The following is a 15,596-nucleotide window of genomic DNA, read 5'->3' as shown; positions in this document are numbered from 1 at the left end:
TCATCATGCATACACTGTCGAACGACGTGGCTGAACCCCAAAACTCTCTAACGCAGGGTCAGCTCTACTGTGCCGAGCGGCGATAACCTGATGATCACCTGGCCTTTTCCGGGTGCCAGCACGCCGCCGCAGAGGCTGCCCGTGGTCACGATCTGGCCCTGTTTCAGCCCGCCCATGAACTCCACCCTCCTGTTCGCCCAGGCCAGGAACGGCGCCATCGGATCGCCATTGCCGTGCACCGCCGGCTGGTCGTACAGCGTCACCCCGTTCAGCGCGATGAAGCAGCCGAGGCCGGAGAGGTCGTCGAGCACCCCGCGCTCGAGATCGGGGCCGATCACATATCCGCCATGGCCCATCGCATCGGTGAGCCAGAGCGGCATCGGCGCGCCGACCCAGTTGGCGAAGCGGCTCTCGACGATTTCGATGCCGAGAAAGGCCCCCTCGCAATGGTCGAGCAATTCGGCGCGGTCATAGGGGCGGTCCGGCCGCATCGGCACATCCCGCGCCAGCCGCAGGCCGATCTCGATCTCGACCCGCAGCTCCGCGCCGATCGCCCCCTCATAGACGTCGCCCGGCTTGAGATAGGGGCCGGGCATCAGCCCGGCCAGCGGCGTCCCATCCTCCGCGATGGCGACCTTCCAGCCCGCCTCGCGATAGCCCAGCGCCCGCGCCACCTCCGCCTGGATCGCGAGACCCTCCTGCAGCCCGGCCGGCACCGGCTGCCGCGTCATCTCGATCAGCTGATGCTCGCGGCGGCAGGCGATCAGCGCGTCGCGCAAGGTCTCGGTCGGGGTCATCGTCTCATCCCTGGGGTGGTGGCGTCGCTGCCGGAGCGAATGCCGTCCTTGCTACGCGCTGGTGCCGCCGGGGACAAGCAGCGCCCGCTCTCCCCGCGACTACCGGTTCCATTGGGAACCTTCCATGCATCGCTCACGTTTTGGTGATGCCACGCTGGGTGGCGGTATTGGAGGGCGCAATGAACGGCATCATCTACATCATCGGTCTCATCGTGGTGGTCCTCGCCATCCTGTCCTTCCTCGGTCTGCGATAGGATCGAAACCATGTCCATGGGCACCTCAGACGTCGTCGTCGTCACACCGCCAGCCGGAACCGCCTCGCAGGGCTCCTATCTCGAATGGGGAGCGATCATCGGAGGCGGCGTGCTGTCTGCCGCCATCACCATGATCATGGCCGCGTTCGGATCGGCGCTCGGCCTGTCCCTCGTCTCGGCCGAGACCGGGCGCACGGCCAGCCTCGCGCTCATCACCATCGCCGCCGGGCTGTGGATGATCTGGATCACCGTCTCCGCCTGCTTCGCCGGCGGCTATCTCGCCGGCCGGATGCGCCGCCCCGTGCAGGACGGGCCGAGCCATGAGCGCGACGTCCGCGACGGCGCGCATGGGCTGCTCGTCTGGGCGGTCGGCGCCCTGCTCGTGACGATGGTCGCCAGCTCCTCGCTGTTCGGCGTCGCCAAGACCGCCGCCAACGGCGCCTCGGCCGCCGCCAACAGCGCCGCCTCGCTGCTCAACCAGCAGGCCGACCCGCTCGGCTCGGCGCTCGACACGGTGATGCGCAGCACCGGCGAGACGCCGCCGACCGCGGAAGAGCGCGCCGAAGCCTCGCGCATCCTGGTTGCCGGGCTGACCACCGGCACGCTCGACACCGGCGATCGCGACTATCTCGCCTCGCGGGTCGCGGCCCGCACGGGCGTCGCCCAGCCGGAGGCGCAGTCGCGCATCGACGCCGCCTTCACCCGCCTCCAGCAGGCCAAGGAACAGGCCCGCCAGGCGGCCGAGAAGGCGCGGAAATCGGCGATCGTCACCGCCTTCCTGACCGCGGCCGTGCTGCTGCTCGGCGCCGCGACCGGCTGGTTCGCGGCCCAGATGGGCGGCCGCCACCGCGAAGAGAACAGCGAGCTGAACGGCTTCTTCGGCCGCCGCTGAGCCTATGATTGTGCGGCGCTGCCGCGCATGAAACCGACAGGAGGGGCGAGGCCGGGAACGGTCTCGCCCTTTCGCATTGTGGCGCGCTTGCGCATTGCGGCCTGTCCGGCTCTAGCCACCCCCACCCCGGGGCGCTACCAAAGTCCCGCGCAGCGGCGCGTCAGCAGCGGGATTGCCAGATTATGGATTTGCGCCAGCTCCGTTACTTCACGGCGATCGTCGAGCAGGGCTCGTTCTCCAAGGCCGCGACCAAGCTGCGCGTCGCCCAGCCGGCGCTGAGCCAGCATCTGCGCCATATGGAGGAGGAGCTCGGCGTGGCACTGCTGCATCGCGGCACGCGCGGCGTGCTGCCGACCGAAGCGGGCGAGCGCCTGCTGGAGCGCGCGCGCTCGATCCTGGCGGAGTTCGGCGAGCTGCGCGACATGGTGCGCGGCGAATCCGTGGCGCCGGCGGGCGAGGTCCGGATCGGCCTGCCCGGCACCGTCAGCGAGCAGTTCAGCGTCCCGCTGATCGAGGCGGCGCGGGAAAAATTCCCGGCGGTGCGGATCCGCATCGCCGAGGCGATGAGCGGTTTCGTGCTGGATTGGCTGCGCCGCGGAGAGGTCGATCTCGCCGTGATCTACTCGACCTCCGACCCGAAGGGCCTCGGCATCCACCATGTGCTGACCGAGGAGCTCTGCCTGTTCGGCGCTCCCGGTCTCGGCGCCGTGACGGCGGCCCCGGGCGCGACGGTGACGATGGCCGAGGCCGCGGCGCTGGACCTGATCCTGCCGGGTATCGGCCATGGGCTGCGCGACCAGATCGAGGAGGCGGCGGGGGCCAAGGCGACGATCCGGCCGGCGATCGAGATCGAGTCCTACGGGCAGATCAAGCGGCTGGTGCAGCGCGGCCTTGGCTACTCCATCCTGCCGCGCATGGCCGTGACCGAGCATGAGAAGGCCGGCATCTTCCAGAGCTGGCGCATCGCCCAGCCGACGCTCTATCGCAAGGTCTATCTCGCCTATTCTACCGAGCGGCCGATGCCGGCCGCGGCACGGGCGATCGGCCAGCTGTCCTGGGACATCCTGCGCGGGCTGGTGCAGGACGAGACCTGGACGGCGACGCTGGGCGAGGATGGCGATGCCCCCGCTTTATACGGGTGATCGCCTTTTCGTCTTTGACAGCCTCGGCCGGAAGGTCCGACACTTCCGGAGCGGCCGCCGCCGCCCGCTCTTTCGTCGAGGACATGCCTGTGAAGATCCGCGCCGCCATCCTGAAAGCCAGCCCCGTCGCCGCGCCCTACGCGCAGAGCCGTCCGCTCGCGATCGAGGAGGTGGAGCTGGCGCCGCCCGGGCCGGGCGAGGTGCTGGTCAGGGTGCGCGCGGCCGGGCTCTGCCATTCCGACCTCTCGGTGATCGACGGCAACCGGCCGCGCCCGGTCCCGATGGTGCTGGGCCATGAGGCGGCGGGCGAGGTGGTCGAGCCCGGGCCCGGCGTCCAGGATCTGAAGCGCGGCGACCGGGTGATCATGGTGTTCGTGCCGTCCTGCGGGCATTGCGCACCCTGCAGCGAGGGCCGCCCGGCGCTGTGCGAACCGGGCAACGCCGCCAATGGCATCGGCGAATTGCTGAATGGCGGGCGCCGGCTGTCTTTCGGCGGGCAGCCGGTCAACCACCATGTCGGCGTCTCCGCCTTCGCCGAATACGCCGTGATCTCGCGGCATTCGCTGGTGAGGATCGAGGCCGACATCCCCCATGAGATCGCGGCGTTGTTCGGCTGCGCGGTGCTGACCGGGGTGGGCGCGGCGGTCAATACGGCGAAGGTGCGCGCCGGCGAGACGGTGGCGGTGGTCGGCCTCGGCGGCGTCGGGCTCAGCGCCCTGCTCGGTGCGGCGGCCTGCGGCGCCTCGCGCGTGATCGCCGTCGATCTCTCGGAGGAGAAGCTCGCGATCGCCCGCGCGCTCGGCGCCACAGACTGCTTCAACGCCGGCGATCCCGGCGTCGTCGAGGCGATCCGCGCGGCGACCAGAGGCGGCGTCGATCACGGGCTGGAAATGGCCGGCTCGGTGAAGGCGCTCGATCTCGCCTATCAGATCACCCGGCGCGGCGGCACCACCACGACGGCGGGCCTCGCCAATCCGGCGCATACTTTGTCGCTGGCGCCGGTCCGGCTGGTCGGCGAGGAGCGCACGCTGAAGGGCTCCTATGTCGGCTCCTGCATCCCGATGCGCGACATCCCGCGCTTCGTCGACCTCTACCAGCGCGGCAAGCTGCCGGTCGACCGGCTGATGACCAGCCAGAGCGGGCTCGACGGCATCAATGAAGGTTTCGACGCGCTGAACGAGGGCCGCACCATCCGCCACATCATCATGATGTGAGGGTTTTCGCGCGGCCCCCCGCAAAGCCCCTCGCGCTCAGCCGTGCCGGTGGATGATGGTCTTGGTCACGGCGAATTCCTCCAGCGCGATGAAACCCTTCTCGCGGCCATGGCCGCTCTTGCCTGTGCCGCCGAAGGGCAGCTCGATGCCACCGCCCGCGCCATAGCCGTTGATGAAGACCTGCCCGGCGCGGACGCGCTTGGCGACGCGCTGCTGGCGGTCGCCATTGCCGGTCCAGACGCCGGCCACGAGACCATAGGCGGTAGAGTTGGCGAGGCGGATCGCATCCTCCTCATCGGTGAAGGAGAAGGCTGCGAGCACCGGGCCGAACACCTCCTCCTGCTCCAGCCGGTTGCCGCGCGGCACCTGGCCGAACAGGGTCGGCGTGACGTAATAGCCGCCATTCGGGACACCCTGCGCGATCTGGCCCTCTGCGATCACCGGAATGCCCTGGGCGCGCGCCTGATCGATGAAGCTCTGCACGCGGCCGCGCTGCTTGGCGTTGATCACCGGCCCGCAATCCAGATCCATCTCCGGCGTGCCGGCGCGCAATTTGGCGAATTGCTCGGCGACCGCGCCCATGAAGCCGTCATAGATGCCCTGCTGCACCAGGACCCGGCTGCCGGCCGAGCAGGTCTGCCCGGTATTCTGGACGATCGCCTTGCAGACCACCGGCACCGCCGCGGCGACATCGGCATCGTCGAAGACGATCTGCGGGGATTTGCCGCCGAGCTCCAGCGTACAGGGGATCAGATTTTCGGCGCAGGCATGCTGGACGAGCTTGCCGACCTCGGGCGAGCCGGTGAAGGACATGAAGCCGATGCCGGGATGGGCACTGAGCGCGGCGCCGGCCTCGTGGCCCCGTCCCGTGACGATATTGATCGCGCCGTCGGGGAAGCCGACCTCGGAGGCGAGCACGGCGAGCTTCAGCGCCGTTTGGCAGGCCTCCTCGGCCGGCTTCAGCACCACGGCATTGCCCATGGCCAGCGAGGCGGTGAGCGAGCGGCCGAACATCTGGGCCGGGTAGTTCCAGGGCAGGATATGGCCGGTGACGCCATGCGGCTCATGCACCACGCTGACGCTGTAGCCGTTGAGGAAGGGGATGACATGGCCGTGGACCTTGTCCGCCGCGCCGCCATAGAACTCGAAATAGCGCGCCGTGGCCTCGATATCGGCCCGCGCCTGCGCCATCGGCTTGCCGGTATCCTGCGCCTCGGTCTGCGCGAGTTCGTCGAAGCGGTCGAGCACCTTCTGCCCCAGCTTCGCGATCAGCCGGCCGCGCTCGGCCGCCGTCAACCGGCCCCAGGCGCCCTCATAGGCGGCGCGGGCCGCCTTCACCGCATCGTCGACATCCTCGGCCGAGCCGCAGGCGATGCGGGTGAATTCCTCGCCCGTGGCGGGAGCGACGACCGACATGGTTTCGCCCGTGCGGCCAGAGACATGGCGGCCATTGATGAAATGTTGAGTCATGCGGCTTCTCCTGTTCCTGAAGGGCCCGCGGGCCCCCTATACCGTGCGATCGCGCCGCGATATGGCCCGGCGGATCGGCGAGCCCCGCTCCGGAACCCGTCGATGCGGTCGCCGGGGCGCGGCTGTACCGGATGCGGGCCTCCGCGGCGCGGCGCCGCTCAATGCAGCCCCGCCGCCGCCAGCGAACTCGCCGCCAGCCCGCCGGCCACCTCGGTGACTTCACCGCGCTCGATCGCATAGGCGCGCTCGGCGAAATTGCGCAGCAGGCTCGGGTTGGATTCGGTGATCAGCAGGGCGATGTCGGGGTGGCTGTCGCGCAGCGCCCGCAACGCCGCCGCATAGCGCTGGGCCAGCACCGGCGCCAGCCCCTGGAAGGGCTCGTCGAGCAGGATCAGGCGCTGCCCGACCATCAGCGCGCGGGCGAGCGCCGCCATCTTGCCCTGACCGCCGGAGAGGCCGGCCGCCGGCCTGTGGCGCAGATCGGCCAGTTCCGGCAGCACCTGATAGATGCCCTCCAGCCGCCGGGCGATCTCGCTCGGCAACACCTTCATCACCTCGGCGGGAAGGCGGATGTTCTCCTCGATGGTGAAGGTCGAGAACAGGCGGCGATCCTCCGGCGCATAGCCGATGCCGAGGCGGGGGCGGTCATGCGGCTTGACCTCGGCCAGGGCCCGGCCGGCGAAGGCGATGCTGCCGCCCGTCACCTTCATGAAGCCCATGATGGCGCGCAGCAGGCTGGTCTTGCCGGCGCCGTTGCGGCCGATCAGCGCGACGGTGGCGCCCTCGGCCAGCGCGAAATCGACCTGGCGCAGCACCTGCACCCCCTCGATCTCGGCGGATAATCCCATGATCTCCAGCATCTCAGACCCCCACGCCGATCACGGTCTCCAAGACCTCGGGATGGTTCAGGATCTCGTCGGGCGTGCCTTCGAGCGCGATGCGCCCGCCCGACCAGACCGCGACCCGGCTGGCATAGCGGGCGACCACGTCCATGTCGTGCTCGACGAAGATGGCGGTGGTGGCGCGGGCGTCGAGCGCCCGGGTCAAGGTATCCATGACCTGGAATTTCTCGTGGCTTGAGACGCCGGAGGTCGGCTCGTCCATGAAGATCAGCTTCGGCTCCAGCGCCAGTGCGACGGCGATGTCGATCAGCTTGCGCATTCCCTCCGGCAGCTCGCGCACGATGCGGTGGCCGGTCTGCTTCAGCCCGACGATGTCGAGCAGCGCCCACATCTCGTCGATCTTCGGGTGGCGGTCGAGCCTGAGGAAGGGCGACCAGCTGCCCTCCCGCGCGCTCAGCGCCAGCAGCAGATTCTCCATCACCGTATTCTCGATGAAGAGCTGCGGGATCTGGAAGGAACGGCCGATGCCGAGCCGCGTGATGGCGCGCGGCGACAGAGCGGTGATGTCGCGGCCGGCGAAGACGACGCTGCCGCTCTCGGGCTTGATGTAGCCGGTGCAGAGATTGATGAAGGTGGTCTTGCCGGCGCCGTTGGGTCCGATGATGGCGATGCGCTCGTCGGCGCGGACCGTCAGGCTGGCGCCGGCCGCCGCCTGCACGCCGCCGAAGCGCAGCTGCAGGTCGCGGGCTTCGAGAATGACCTCGCTCATGTCGCGTCTCCCGCGCGCTTGCGTCCGAGGATCAGCCCGTAGAGGCCGGCCGGCGCGAAGAAGATGATGACGAGCAGCATGACGCCCAGCACCGCATGCCAGGTCTCCGGCGCATAGACGGCGGCGTAGCCGCGGATGATCTGGAACATCAGCGCGCCCAGGAAGGGGCCGGCGACGCCGCCCGCCCCGCCCAGAATGGCGATGAACACGAATTCGCCCGAGCGGACCCAATAGGCCAGCTCCGGCGTGACATGGCCGGATACCAGCGCGATGATCGCGCCGCCGAGCCCCGCCAGCAGGCCGGAGGTGAGATAGGCGCCGTAGAGCACCTTCCGGCTGGAGACGCCGAGATATTCCAGCCGCGTCTCGTTGGACTTGATCGCCTCCAGCGCCTTGCCGCCGGGCGAGACGAGATAGCGCGCCACGGCGAGTGCCGCGATCACGGCCAGCGCCAGGGTGATGTAGAACATCCAGAATTCGAAGCTTTCGCGCTCCAGCGTCATCCCGGCCAGGGTCGGCCGCGGCACGCGCTTGCCGTCGGCGCCGCCGGTGATCGAGAAGAGCTTCTCCAGCAGCGAGAAGAACACCATCGAGATGGCGAGATTCAGCATGCCGAAGAAGATCGCGCGGTAGCGCACGATGAACAGCCCGACCAGCGCCGCGACGAGGCCCGAGGCGGCGGTGGCGATCGGCACCAGCAGCAACACCTCACGGCCGAATTTCGCCGCCGCCATGAAGGCGACGACATAGGCGGAGAAGGCGAAGAACAGCCCATGGCCGAAGGAGACCTGCCCCGCCCGCAGCAGGATCAGGATCCCGAGCGCCGCCAGCCCCTCGCAGAGCGCGACCGTCAGGATGACGGTGGACCAGGGCGAGAGCAGCGGGAAGACGATCAGGGCGATGAGCAGCAGCGCGCCGACGATGATCTGGCGCGTCATCAGACTTTCCTCGTCTGCACGGTGGTGAACAGCCCTTCCGGCTTGATCAGCAGCACGGCGACCATGATGAGATAGGGGATCAGCACGTCGAATTCCGGCGCGAAATACACCGCGATCGAGCGGCCGAGGCCGATCATCAGCGCCGCGACCGCCGCGCCCTCGATGCGGCCGAGACCCGCCGTCGCCGCCACCGCGAAGGAGAGCACGATCATGCCGGAGCCGATGCCGGGCGTGAGCGAGGTGGTGGCGGAGGACAGCGCGCCGCCCAGAGCCGCCAGGCTGGCGCCGATCATGAAGGTGAAGAGGTAGATGCGGGTGGCGTCGATGCCCATCGCCATCGCCGCCTCGCGATCCTGCGTGACCGCGACGATGGCGCGGCCGAAGCTGGTGCGGCGCAGGAACAGCCGCAGGCCGACCAGCACCGCGAGCGCGACGAGCGGGATCAGGATCAGCTGGTAGCGGGTGTAGAAGATGCCGAAGACCTCGACGGTGCCGAGCCAGTTCATCGGCGCATTGGCGAAGAGCGGCCGCACGCCGAACACCACCTTCTGCGCATCCTCCAGGATCATGAAGACGGCGAAGGTGACGAGGAGCTGGAGAACCTCCTCCTTGCCGTAGATCCGGCGCAGCAGCAGCGCCTCGACCAGCCCGCCGATGACCACGCCGACCAGAATGGCCGCGGCCAGGAAGAGCGGAAAGGCGAGCCAGGTCGGCAGGCCCATGCCGCCGGCGGCCAGCACGGCGCTGGCGGCGACATAGGCGCCGATGGCGTAGAAGGAGCCATGGGCGACGTTGAGCACGCCGAGCACGCCGAAGATCAGCGAGAGCCCGACCGCGACCAGGAAGATCAGCGAGCCATAGGCGATGCCGTCGAGCGCGGCGAGGAAGATCATCTCAGGAGGCATCGTGTGTCCGCGACCTGTCCCCCTCCCCGCGACGGGGAGGGGCTGGGGGTGAGGTTTCCGCCCGCGACGAGCGCAGCGGCGGCGATGGCGGCCCGCGCGTCTCGGGCGCGGGCGCCATCCGGGACGCCGGCGTCAGCGCGGCCGGCAGACCGTGACGGGGCCTTCACTTGGAATAGGTGAAGGTCTCGATCGACTTGTCGTTGACGAGGTCCTGCGAGACCTTGGCGAACCATTCGAGCGACTTCTGCCCGACGGGGGTGGTGACGAGCTTGCCGGGATAGAGCGCCATGTTGTCATAGACGGCGAAGGGGTATTCCGGGACGCGCTTGGTGGTGCCGAGCAGCTGGTCCTCCAGCCCCTGATGATCCTCGCGCACCGTGATCGTGCCGGTCAGCGACTTGAATTCCAGCCCCTCGAAGGCGGCGATGACCTGCTCCTTGGTCGGCCATTTGCCGCCGGCCGCGGCGCTGGCCTTCTCATAGGCCTTCACCAGCCCGGTGACGGCCTGGTTCATGTGGAAGGTCGGGTAGATCGGATAGACGTTGGTCTTCTCCTTGTACTTCTTGACGAAGCTCTGCATCTCCGCCGAGTTCTTGTGCTTGGGATGCAGGAAATAATGGTCGCCGCGCCCGCCGACGATCACCCCCTCCGGCATCACCGCGCCGAGCCGCTCCATCGAGCTCTCGGCCAGAGGCAGGACGAAGGTCGACTGCTTCAGCAGCCCGCGCGCCGCGGCCTGCTGGACGAAGGTGTCGAGATCGCCGCCCCATGAGGTCGAGAGCACGACATCGGGCCGCAGCGCCGACAGCCGCGTGATTTCGGTGGAGAAATCGGGCGCGCCGAATTTCGGGAAGAGCTCGGCGACGATCTTCACATCGGGCTTCAGCGCCTTCAGCCCGGCCTGGAACAGCGCCCAGGATTCGCGGCCCCAGGCATAGTCCTGGTTGACCACGGCGATGGTCTTGAAGTCCGGCTTGACCTTCATGAGGTAGAGCAGCGTCGCCATCATCTCGGCGCCGGCATGGCCCTGCGTGCGGACGGAGTATTTCCACTTGCCGTCCTCGAAGATGGTCTGCGTGCCGCAATCCCACATGATGTTGACGACCTTGAGGTCCTCGGCGACCGGCGCCAGCGCGTTGCAGGAGCCCGAGGAGATGGCGCCGAACATCACCTGCGCGCCCTGGTCCTGGACGACGCGGCGATATTCGGAAATCAGCTGGTTGGTGCCGGCGCCCTCGTCGACATAGACCGGCTTCACCGGCACGCCGAGAATGCCGCCCTTGGCATTGACCTCCTCGAAGAACAGGTCGGCCGCGTTCTTGCCCGGCACGCCGAAGACGGAAGCCGGGCCGGAAAGGAAGGTCGCGATGCCGACGACCAGCTCCTTGGGCTTGTCCTGGGCGGCAGCCGGCAGCGCCAGCAACGCAGTGGCCGCCAAAGCCGCGGCCGCTAGGGTTCGTCTGATCATGGTGCTCTCCCTGAATCCTCACGGCGCGCGCTCTTGCTGGCGCGCAACCCGGGGCAAGGGGTGCATGGGCGGGCGGGTGCCGCAAGAAGGATAAAGCGATGCGGGGCATAGCGAGAATTTATAGTCCGCCCGCCGCTGCCGCATTCCGCTATGGGCCTTATCGAAAATCGCTATTTGACTTGGCGGGGGCTGCGCGGGCGGTGTGGCACGCGGGCGGGATCGGCTCGGCAGGATGTGGCGCGCATGGTGGCGGATGCTCTCGAGGGAATTCTGGTGGTGGCGCTGGAGCAGGCGGTGGCCGTGCCGCTGGCGACCTGCCGGCTGGCCGATGCCGGCGCCCGGGTGATCAAGCTCGAACGGGCGGAGGGCGATTTTTCGCGCGGCTACGATGATTACGCGCAGGGCCTCTCCTCCTATTTCGTCTGGATCAATCGCGGCAAGGAATCCTGCCGCGTCGACCTGAAGCAGCCGGATGATCTCGCTCTGGTCGAGGCGATGCTGGCGAAGGCGGATGTCTTCATCCAGAATCTGGCGCCGGGAGCGACCGAGCGCCTCGGCATCGGCAGCGAGGCCCTGCGCCGGCGCCATCCCCGGCTGATCACCTGCGACGTCTCGGGCTATGCGCCCGACAGTCCGGATTACCGGCGCAAGGCCTATGACCTCCTGGTCCAGGCCGAAACCGGCCTCTCCGCCATCACCGGCAACGAAAGCTCGGGGCCGACGCGGATCGGCATCTCGATCGTCGACATCTCCACCGGTCAGGCCGCCTATGCGGCGATCCTGGAGGCGCTGCTGCGGCGGGCCCGCACCGGCAAGGGGTCGCATATCGCGCTGTCGCTGTTCGACACCATCGCCGATCTGATGAACGTGCCCTATCTGACGCGGCGCTATGGCGGGATCGAGCCGCCGCGGCTCGGGCTCGCCCATCCCTCGATCGCGCCCTATGGCGTGTTCTCGCTTGCCGACGGCGCGCTGCTGCTCTCCGTGCAGAGCGAGCGGGAGTGGCTGATCCTGGCGCGGGACGTGCTGGGTAGCCCGGCGCTGGCGCAGGAGCCGCGCTTCGCCAGCAATGTGCTGCGCGTGCGGGAGCGCAAGGCGCTGGACGAGGCGATCCAGGCGCTGATGATCGGCCGCTCCTATGCCGAGATCACCGCTGCGCTGAACCGGGAGGGGATCGCCTATGGCACGGTCTCCAGCGTCGGCGATCTGATCAGCCACCCCTCCGCCACCGCGCTCGCCGTGGAGACCCCGGCCGGGCCGATCGAGGTGCTGGCACCGCCGGCGATCGTCGACGGGCAGCGCGTCCGCCTGCGCCCGGTGCCGGCGCTCGGCGACCATGACGCGGCGCTTCGGGCCGAATTTTTCGCAGAGGACGCTACCCCGGCGCGCTCGGGCCAGGGCTAGGCCAGGATTCATGCCGCCCCGATACTCGATCCTCGTCCCGTGGCGGCCCGTAGCGGCCGTCTCGCAGGATGCAGCGGGGGTCGCGGTCGAGGCGAAACATCACCGAAGGAAGAAGCTCCGATCATGCAGAACCATGCCGACCATGCCGAGATCCGCGACGCCGTTGCCAGGCTCTGCGCCGGGTTTCCCGGCGAATACTGGCGCAGGCTCGACCGGGAGATGGCCTATCCCACCGAATTCGTGCAGGCGCTGACGGAGAGCGGCTTTCTCGCCGCGCTGATCCCCGAGGCCTATGGCGGGGCCGGCCTGCCGCTCTCGGCCGCGGCCGTGATCATGGAGGAGATCCAGCGCCAGGGCTGCAACGGCGCCGCCTGCCACGCGCAGATGTACATCATGGGGACGCTGCTGCGGCACGGCTCCGATGCGCAGAAGCAGCAATATCTGCCGAAGATCGCCTCGGGGGAGCTGCGCCTGCAGGCTTTCGGCGTCACCGAGCCGACCAGCGGCACCGACACCACCTCTCTGCGCACGACGGCGCGGCTCGAGGGCGATCATTACGTCGTCAACGGCCAGAAGATCTGGACCAGCCGGGCCGCGCAATCCGACCTGATGCTGCTGCTGGCGCGCACCACACCGCGCGAGGAGGTCGCCAAGCGCACCGAGGGGCTGTCGGTCTTCATCCTCGACATGCGCGCGGCGCTGCAGGCGGGGCTCACCATCCGGCCGATCCGCACGATGATGAACCACGCCACGACGGAGGTGTTCTTCGACAATGTGAAGGTCCCGGCCGAGAATCTGATCGGCGAAGAGGGCAAGGGCTTTCGCTACATCCTCTCGGGCATGAACGCCGAGCGCATCCTGATCGCGGCGGAATGCGTGGGCGACGCCAAATGGTTCACCGAAAAATCGGCCGCCTATGCCAGGGAGAGGCAGGTCTTCGGCCGGCCGATCGGCCAGAACCAGGGCATCCAATTCCCGATCGCCAAGGCCTACGCCAATATGCGCGCCGCCGAGCTGATGGTGCGCGAGGCGATCCGGCTCTACGAGGCCGGCGAGCCCTGCGGCGCGGAAGCCAATATGGCGAAGATGCTGGCGGCGGACGCCTCCTTCGAGGCGGCCAATGCCTGCATCCAGACGCATGGCGGCTTCGGCTTCGCCGAGGAATACGATGTCGAGCGCAAATTCAGGGAGACGCGGCTCTACCAGGTCGCGCCGATCTCGACCAATCTGATCCTGTCGCATCTCGCCGAGCATGTGCTCGGCATGCCGCGCTCCTATTGAAGGCTGGTTCCATGGATATCGACAGGCTCCGCTCCTGGATCGGCCGCAGCGAGGAGGCGTCCGACCTGATCACGCCCCGGCTGATGCAGAGCTTCCACGCCACCTTCGCGCCGCATCTCGCGCCCTGCCCGCCCGATGACGCGCCGCTCGCGCTGCATTGGTGCCTCGCCCCGCAGATCGCGCCGATGCAGGCGCTGGGGCCGGACGGTCACGCCGCGCGTGGCGAATTCCTGCCGCCGGTACCGCTGCCGCGCCGGATGTGGGCCGGCGGGACGATCGCGACGATCGCGCCGCTGCGCCTCGGCGATACCGTGACGCGTCGCTCGACCATCGCGGACGTGACCTACAAGGAGGGGCGCACGGGCCCGCTCTGCTTCGTCGCCGTGGATCACGAGATCATCAGCCCGCGCGGGCTTGCGCTGCGCGAGCGCCACAACATCGTCTATCGCGAGGCGGCGACGCCGGGCGCGACCGCTCCGCCCGCCCCCGCCGCCCCCGCCGCGGCGGATCTGGTCTGGCGGGTGGAGACGAGCCCGGTCTTTCTGTTCCGCTATTCCGCCATCACCTTCAACGGCCACCGCATCCATTACGACCTGCCCTATGTCACCGGCGAAGAGGGCTATGCGGGGCTCGTGGTGCATGGTCCGATCCAGGCGACGCTGATGCTCAACATCATCGCGACGCTGAACGGCGGCGCGCCGATCGAGCTGGATTATCGCGGCGTCAACCCGCTGATCGCCGGCGCGCCCTTCGCGGTGAAGGCGAAGCGGCTGGAGGACGGCGCGATCCGGGCCTGGACCGAAGGCGCGGACGGCCGCATCCGCATGGAAGGCGTCAGCCGGGCGGGGTGAGCGGGGGCGAGTGAGCGGGGCGGGTGTTGGAGCGACGCCCAATCGTCATTGCGAGCGAAGCGAAGCAACCTAGGGGGGCGTAGAGCTCCGCGCTATGGATTGCTTCGCTTCGCTCGCAATGACGGTTGATGGACGAGCTGCCGTCGATCCGATCCCATCTGGGCCGAAGACGCTGGAGCCACACCGCACCCGTCATTGCGAGCGAAGCGAAGCAACCTAGGGGGGCGTCGAGCGCTGCGATCTGGGTTGCTTCGCTGCGCTCGCAATGACGGTTGATCGACGATCCTATTTGGATAGGCCGAAGATGCTGCATTCACACCGCACCCGTCATTGCGAGCGCAGCGAAGCAACCCAGGGAAGCGTCGAGCTCTACGATGCTGGGTTGCTTCGCTGCGCTCGCAATGACGGCTGATCGGCGCGTTGGCGGCGATCCGAAGACGCTGCAGCGTAGCGCGATGACTTTTCGCAATCCGCGATCGACGATTACGAAACTGTCGTGACGTCTTAATATAAAGCAACGACAGATGTCGGCTTGACACCAGATCGACCGAAGCCTCCGTAAACCAGTCACCTATGCATATTTGCGTGGTCGCAGCTGGTAAGAGCGCCCGAACCGTCGAACAGGCCGCACTCCGCACGGATAGTGTATCAAAATGAAGCGACCGGCAAACCTCACCTTGATGAAGACCGAGGAACTCGTGAGGTTATTCGAGGAGCTTTGTATTTCATCCGGCATCGCGCTCGATGAATACAAAGTTCGTACCTTCAATAGACTGTTCGATGCACTTCTGGCTGTGGAGATGGAACTCAAGGGTCGGCCGGGCGATCAGCGGCGGGCGCTCAAGGTTCTGCTCGGACAAGGCAATCTGCAGGTCAGGGTCACAGCGGCCAAAGCCTTGCTCGTGGTCGATCGCGCCGCCGCCATCCGGGAATTGAAGAAGGTCGAGGCCATCAACTGCCTGCCGCAATCAGCGGACGCCGGCATGACGCTGGACTATCTCGCGAGCGGTTTCTACGTTCCGAGCTGATATAAGCGCGGCATACCGCACCCGTCATTGCGAGCGAAGCGAAGCAACCTTGGGGGGCGTCGAGCTCTGCGAGCTGGGTTGCTTCGCTGCGCTCGCAATGACGGGTGATCGGCGATCCAATCTGGACGGGCCGAAGAGGCTGGAAGGACGCCAGACCCGTCATTGCGAGCGCATTGAAGGAACCTAGGGGGGCGTCGAGCTCTGCGATCGGGGTTGCTTCGCTGCGCTCGCAATGACGGCTGATCGGCGGTCCAATTAGGAAGCGCCGAAGATGCTGGAGCACACCCTACCCGTCATTGCGAGCGAAGCGAAGCAACCCAGGGGGCGTCGAGCTCTGCGAT

General features: G+C 68.0%; 14 protein-coding genes. 7 read left to right on the top strand and 7 right to left on the bottom strand.

Annotated elements, in window-relative coordinates; all coding sequences use genetic code 11:
* Positions 1-47: 47 nt before the first annotated feature.
* The gene (locus ASG72_RS13050; protein WP_056712933.1) at positions 48-797 is read right to left on the bottom strand and encodes a fumarylacetoacetate hydrolase family protein; all 750 of its coding nucleotides are present in this window, start codon (positions 795-797) and stop codon (positions 48-50) included.
* Positions 798-1,061: 264 nt separating this feature from the next.
* On the opposite strand from ASG72_RS13050, the gene ASG72_RS13045 reads away from it, so the two are divergent.
* From ASG72_RS13045 to ASG72_RS13035, 3 genes are all read left to right on the top strand, one after another.
* A complete protein-coding gene (locus ASG72_RS13045; protein WP_156395951.1) occupies positions 1,062-1,943 on the top strand; it encodes a hypothetical protein in 882 nt (293 codons plus the stop codon).
* 182 nt (positions 1,944-2,125) lie between these two features.
* Positions 2,126-3,085, top strand: coding sequence for a LysR substrate-binding domain-containing protein (locus ASG72_RS13040; RefSeq protein WP_056712928.1), 960 nt, complete (start codon positions 2,126-2,128; stop codon positions 3,083-3,085).
* Between the two features lie 89 nt (positions 3,086-3,174).
* Positions 3,175-4,299, top strand: a complete 1,125-nt coding sequence (locus ASG72_RS13035; protein WP_056712926.1) for a zinc-dependent alcohol dehydrogenase family protein — start codon at positions 3,175-3,177, stop codon at positions 4,297-4,299.
* 36 nt (positions 4,300-4,335) lie between these two features.
* On the opposite strand, the gene ASG72_RS13030 is transcribed toward ASG72_RS13035, so the two are convergent.
* The 6 genes from ASG72_RS13030 to ASG72_RS13005 form a co-directional block, all read right to left on the bottom strand.
* Positions 4,336-5,769 (bottom strand): aldehyde dehydrogenase family protein, encoded by a 1,434-nt coding sequence (locus tag ASG72_RS13030; protein WP_056712924.1) that lies wholly within the window; start codon positions 5,767-5,769, stop codon positions 4,336-4,338.
* A 158-nt stretch (positions 5,770-5,927) separates the two neighbouring features.
* A complete protein-coding gene (locus tag ASG72_RS13025) occupies positions 5,928-6,629 on the bottom strand; it encodes an ATP-binding cassette domain-containing protein (protein ID WP_056712918.1) in 702 nt (233 codons plus the stop codon).
* Between the two features lies 1 nt (position 6,630).
* On the bottom strand, positions 6,631-7,380 hold the full coding sequence (locus tag ASG72_RS13020) for an ABC transporter ATP-binding protein (RefSeq protein ID WP_056712917.1): 750 nt from the start codon (positions 7,378-7,380) through the stop codon (positions 6,631-6,633).
* Complete coding sequence (locus ASG72_RS13015; protein ID WP_056712915.1) at positions 7,377-8,318, bottom strand: branched-chain amino acid ABC transporter permease; 942 nt, start codon at positions 8,316-8,318, stop codon at positions 7,377-7,379. Before ASG72_RS13015 ends, ASG72_RS13020 begins: the two co-directional genes overlap by 4 nt.
* A complete protein-coding gene (locus ASG72_RS13010; protein ID WP_056712913.1) occupies positions 8,318-9,223 on the bottom strand; it encodes a branched-chain amino acid ABC transporter permease in 906 nt (301 codons plus the stop codon). Before ASG72_RS13010 ends, ASG72_RS13015 begins: the two co-directional genes overlap by 1 nt.
* A gap of 163 nt (positions 9,224-9,386) precedes the next feature.
* Complete coding sequence (locus tag ASG72_RS13005; RefSeq protein WP_056712912.1) at positions 9,387-10,691, bottom strand: ABC transporter substrate-binding protein; 1,305 nt, start codon at positions 10,689-10,691, stop codon at positions 9,387-9,389.
* Between the two features lie 243 nt (positions 10,692-10,934).
* Between ASG72_RS13005 and ASG72_RS13000 the strand changes: the two genes are divergently transcribed.
* The 4 genes from ASG72_RS13000 to ASG72_RS20370 all read left to right on the top strand — a co-directional run bounded on the left by ASG72_RS13000 (position 10,935) and on the right by ASG72_RS20370 (position 15,255).
* Positions 10,935-12,095 (top strand): CaiB/BaiF CoA-transferase family protein, encoded by a 1,161-nt coding sequence (locus ASG72_RS13000; RefSeq protein ID WP_056712910.1) that lies wholly within the window; start codon positions 10,935-10,937, stop codon positions 12,093-12,095.
* 123 nt (positions 12,096-12,218) lie between these two features.
* Complete coding sequence (locus ASG72_RS12995) at positions 12,219-13,376, top strand: acyl-CoA dehydrogenase family protein (protein WP_056712908.1); 1,158 nt, start codon at positions 12,219-12,221, stop codon at positions 13,374-13,376.
* 11 nt (positions 13,377-13,387) lie between these two features.
* Complete coding sequence (locus tag ASG72_RS12990) at positions 13,388-14,227, top strand: MaoC family dehydratase N-terminal domain-containing protein (protein WP_056712906.1); 840 nt, start codon at positions 13,388-13,390, stop codon at positions 14,225-14,227.
* A 653-nt stretch (positions 14,228-14,880) separates the two neighbouring features.
* Positions 14,881-15,255: a DUF2019 domain-containing protein gene (locus tag ASG72_RS20370; RefSeq protein ID WP_082540323.1), complete on the top strand. Its 375-nt coding sequence runs from the start codon at positions 14,881-14,883 to the stop codon at positions 15,253-15,255.
* Positions 15,256-15,596 lie beyond the last annotated feature (341 nt).

Source organism: Allobosea sp. Leaf344, from assembly GCF_001426225.1.
In the GTDB taxonomy this organism is placed as follows: Bacteria; Pseudomonadota; Alphaproteobacteria; order Rhizobiales; family Beijerinckiaceae; genus Allobosea.
The sequence above is the reverse complement of the archived record's forward strand: the minus strand, read 5'-3'. Positions and strand labels throughout refer to the sequence as shown.

Bases quoted from the DNA above. Each gene is read 5' to 3' on its own strand.
- ASG72_RS13000 (WP_056712910.1), top strand. From the start codon at position 10,935: ATGGTGGCGGATGCTCTCGAGGGAATTCTGGTGGTGGCGCTGGAGCAG.
- ASG72_RS12995 (WP_056712908.1), top strand. From the start codon at position 12,219: ATGCAGAACCATGCCGACCATGCCGAGATCCGCGACGCCGTTGCCAGG.
- ASG72_RS13050 (WP_056712933.1), bottom strand. From the start codon at position 797: ATGACCCCGACCGAGACCTTGCGCGACGCGCTGATCGCCTGCCGCCGC.
- ASG72_RS13010 (WP_056712913.1), bottom strand. From the start codon at position 9,223: ATGCCTCCTGAGATGATCTTCCTCGCCGCGCTCGACGGCATCGCCTAT.
- ASG72_RS20370 (WP_082540323.1), top strand. From the start codon at position 14,881: ATGAAGCGACCGGCAAACCTCACCTTGATGAAGACCGAGGAACTCGTG.
- ASG72_RS13005 (WP_056712912.1), bottom strand. From the start codon at position 10,691: ATGATCAGACGAACCCTAGCGGCCGCGGCTTTGGCGGCCACTGCGTTG.
- ASG72_RS13020 (WP_056712917.1), bottom strand. From the start codon at position 7,380: ATGAGCGAGGTCATTCTCGAAGCCCGCGACCTGCAGCTGCGCTTCGGC.
- ASG72_RS13025 (WP_056712918.1), bottom strand. From the start codon at position 6,629: ATGCTGGAGATCATGGGATTATCCGCCGAGATCGAGGGGGTGCAGGTG.
- ASG72_RS13030 (WP_056712924.1), bottom strand. From the start codon at position 5,769: ATGACTCAACATTTCATCAATGGCCGCCATGTCTCTGGCCGCACGGGC.
- ASG72_RS13045 (WP_156395951.1), top strand. From the start codon at position 1,062: ATGTCCATGGGCACCTCAGACGTCGTCGTCGTCACACCGCCAGCCGGA.
- ASG72_RS13015 (WP_056712915.1), bottom strand. From the start codon at position 8,318: ATGACGCGCCAGATCATCGTCGGCGCGCTGCTGCTCATCGCCCTGATC.
- ASG72_RS13040 (WP_056712928.1), top strand. From the start codon at position 2,126: ATGGATTTGCGCCAGCTCCGTTACTTCACGGCGATCGTCGAGCAGGGC.
- ASG72_RS12990 (WP_056712906.1), top strand. From the start codon at position 13,388: ATGGATATCGACAGGCTCCGCTCCTGGATCGGCCGCAGCGAGGAGGCG.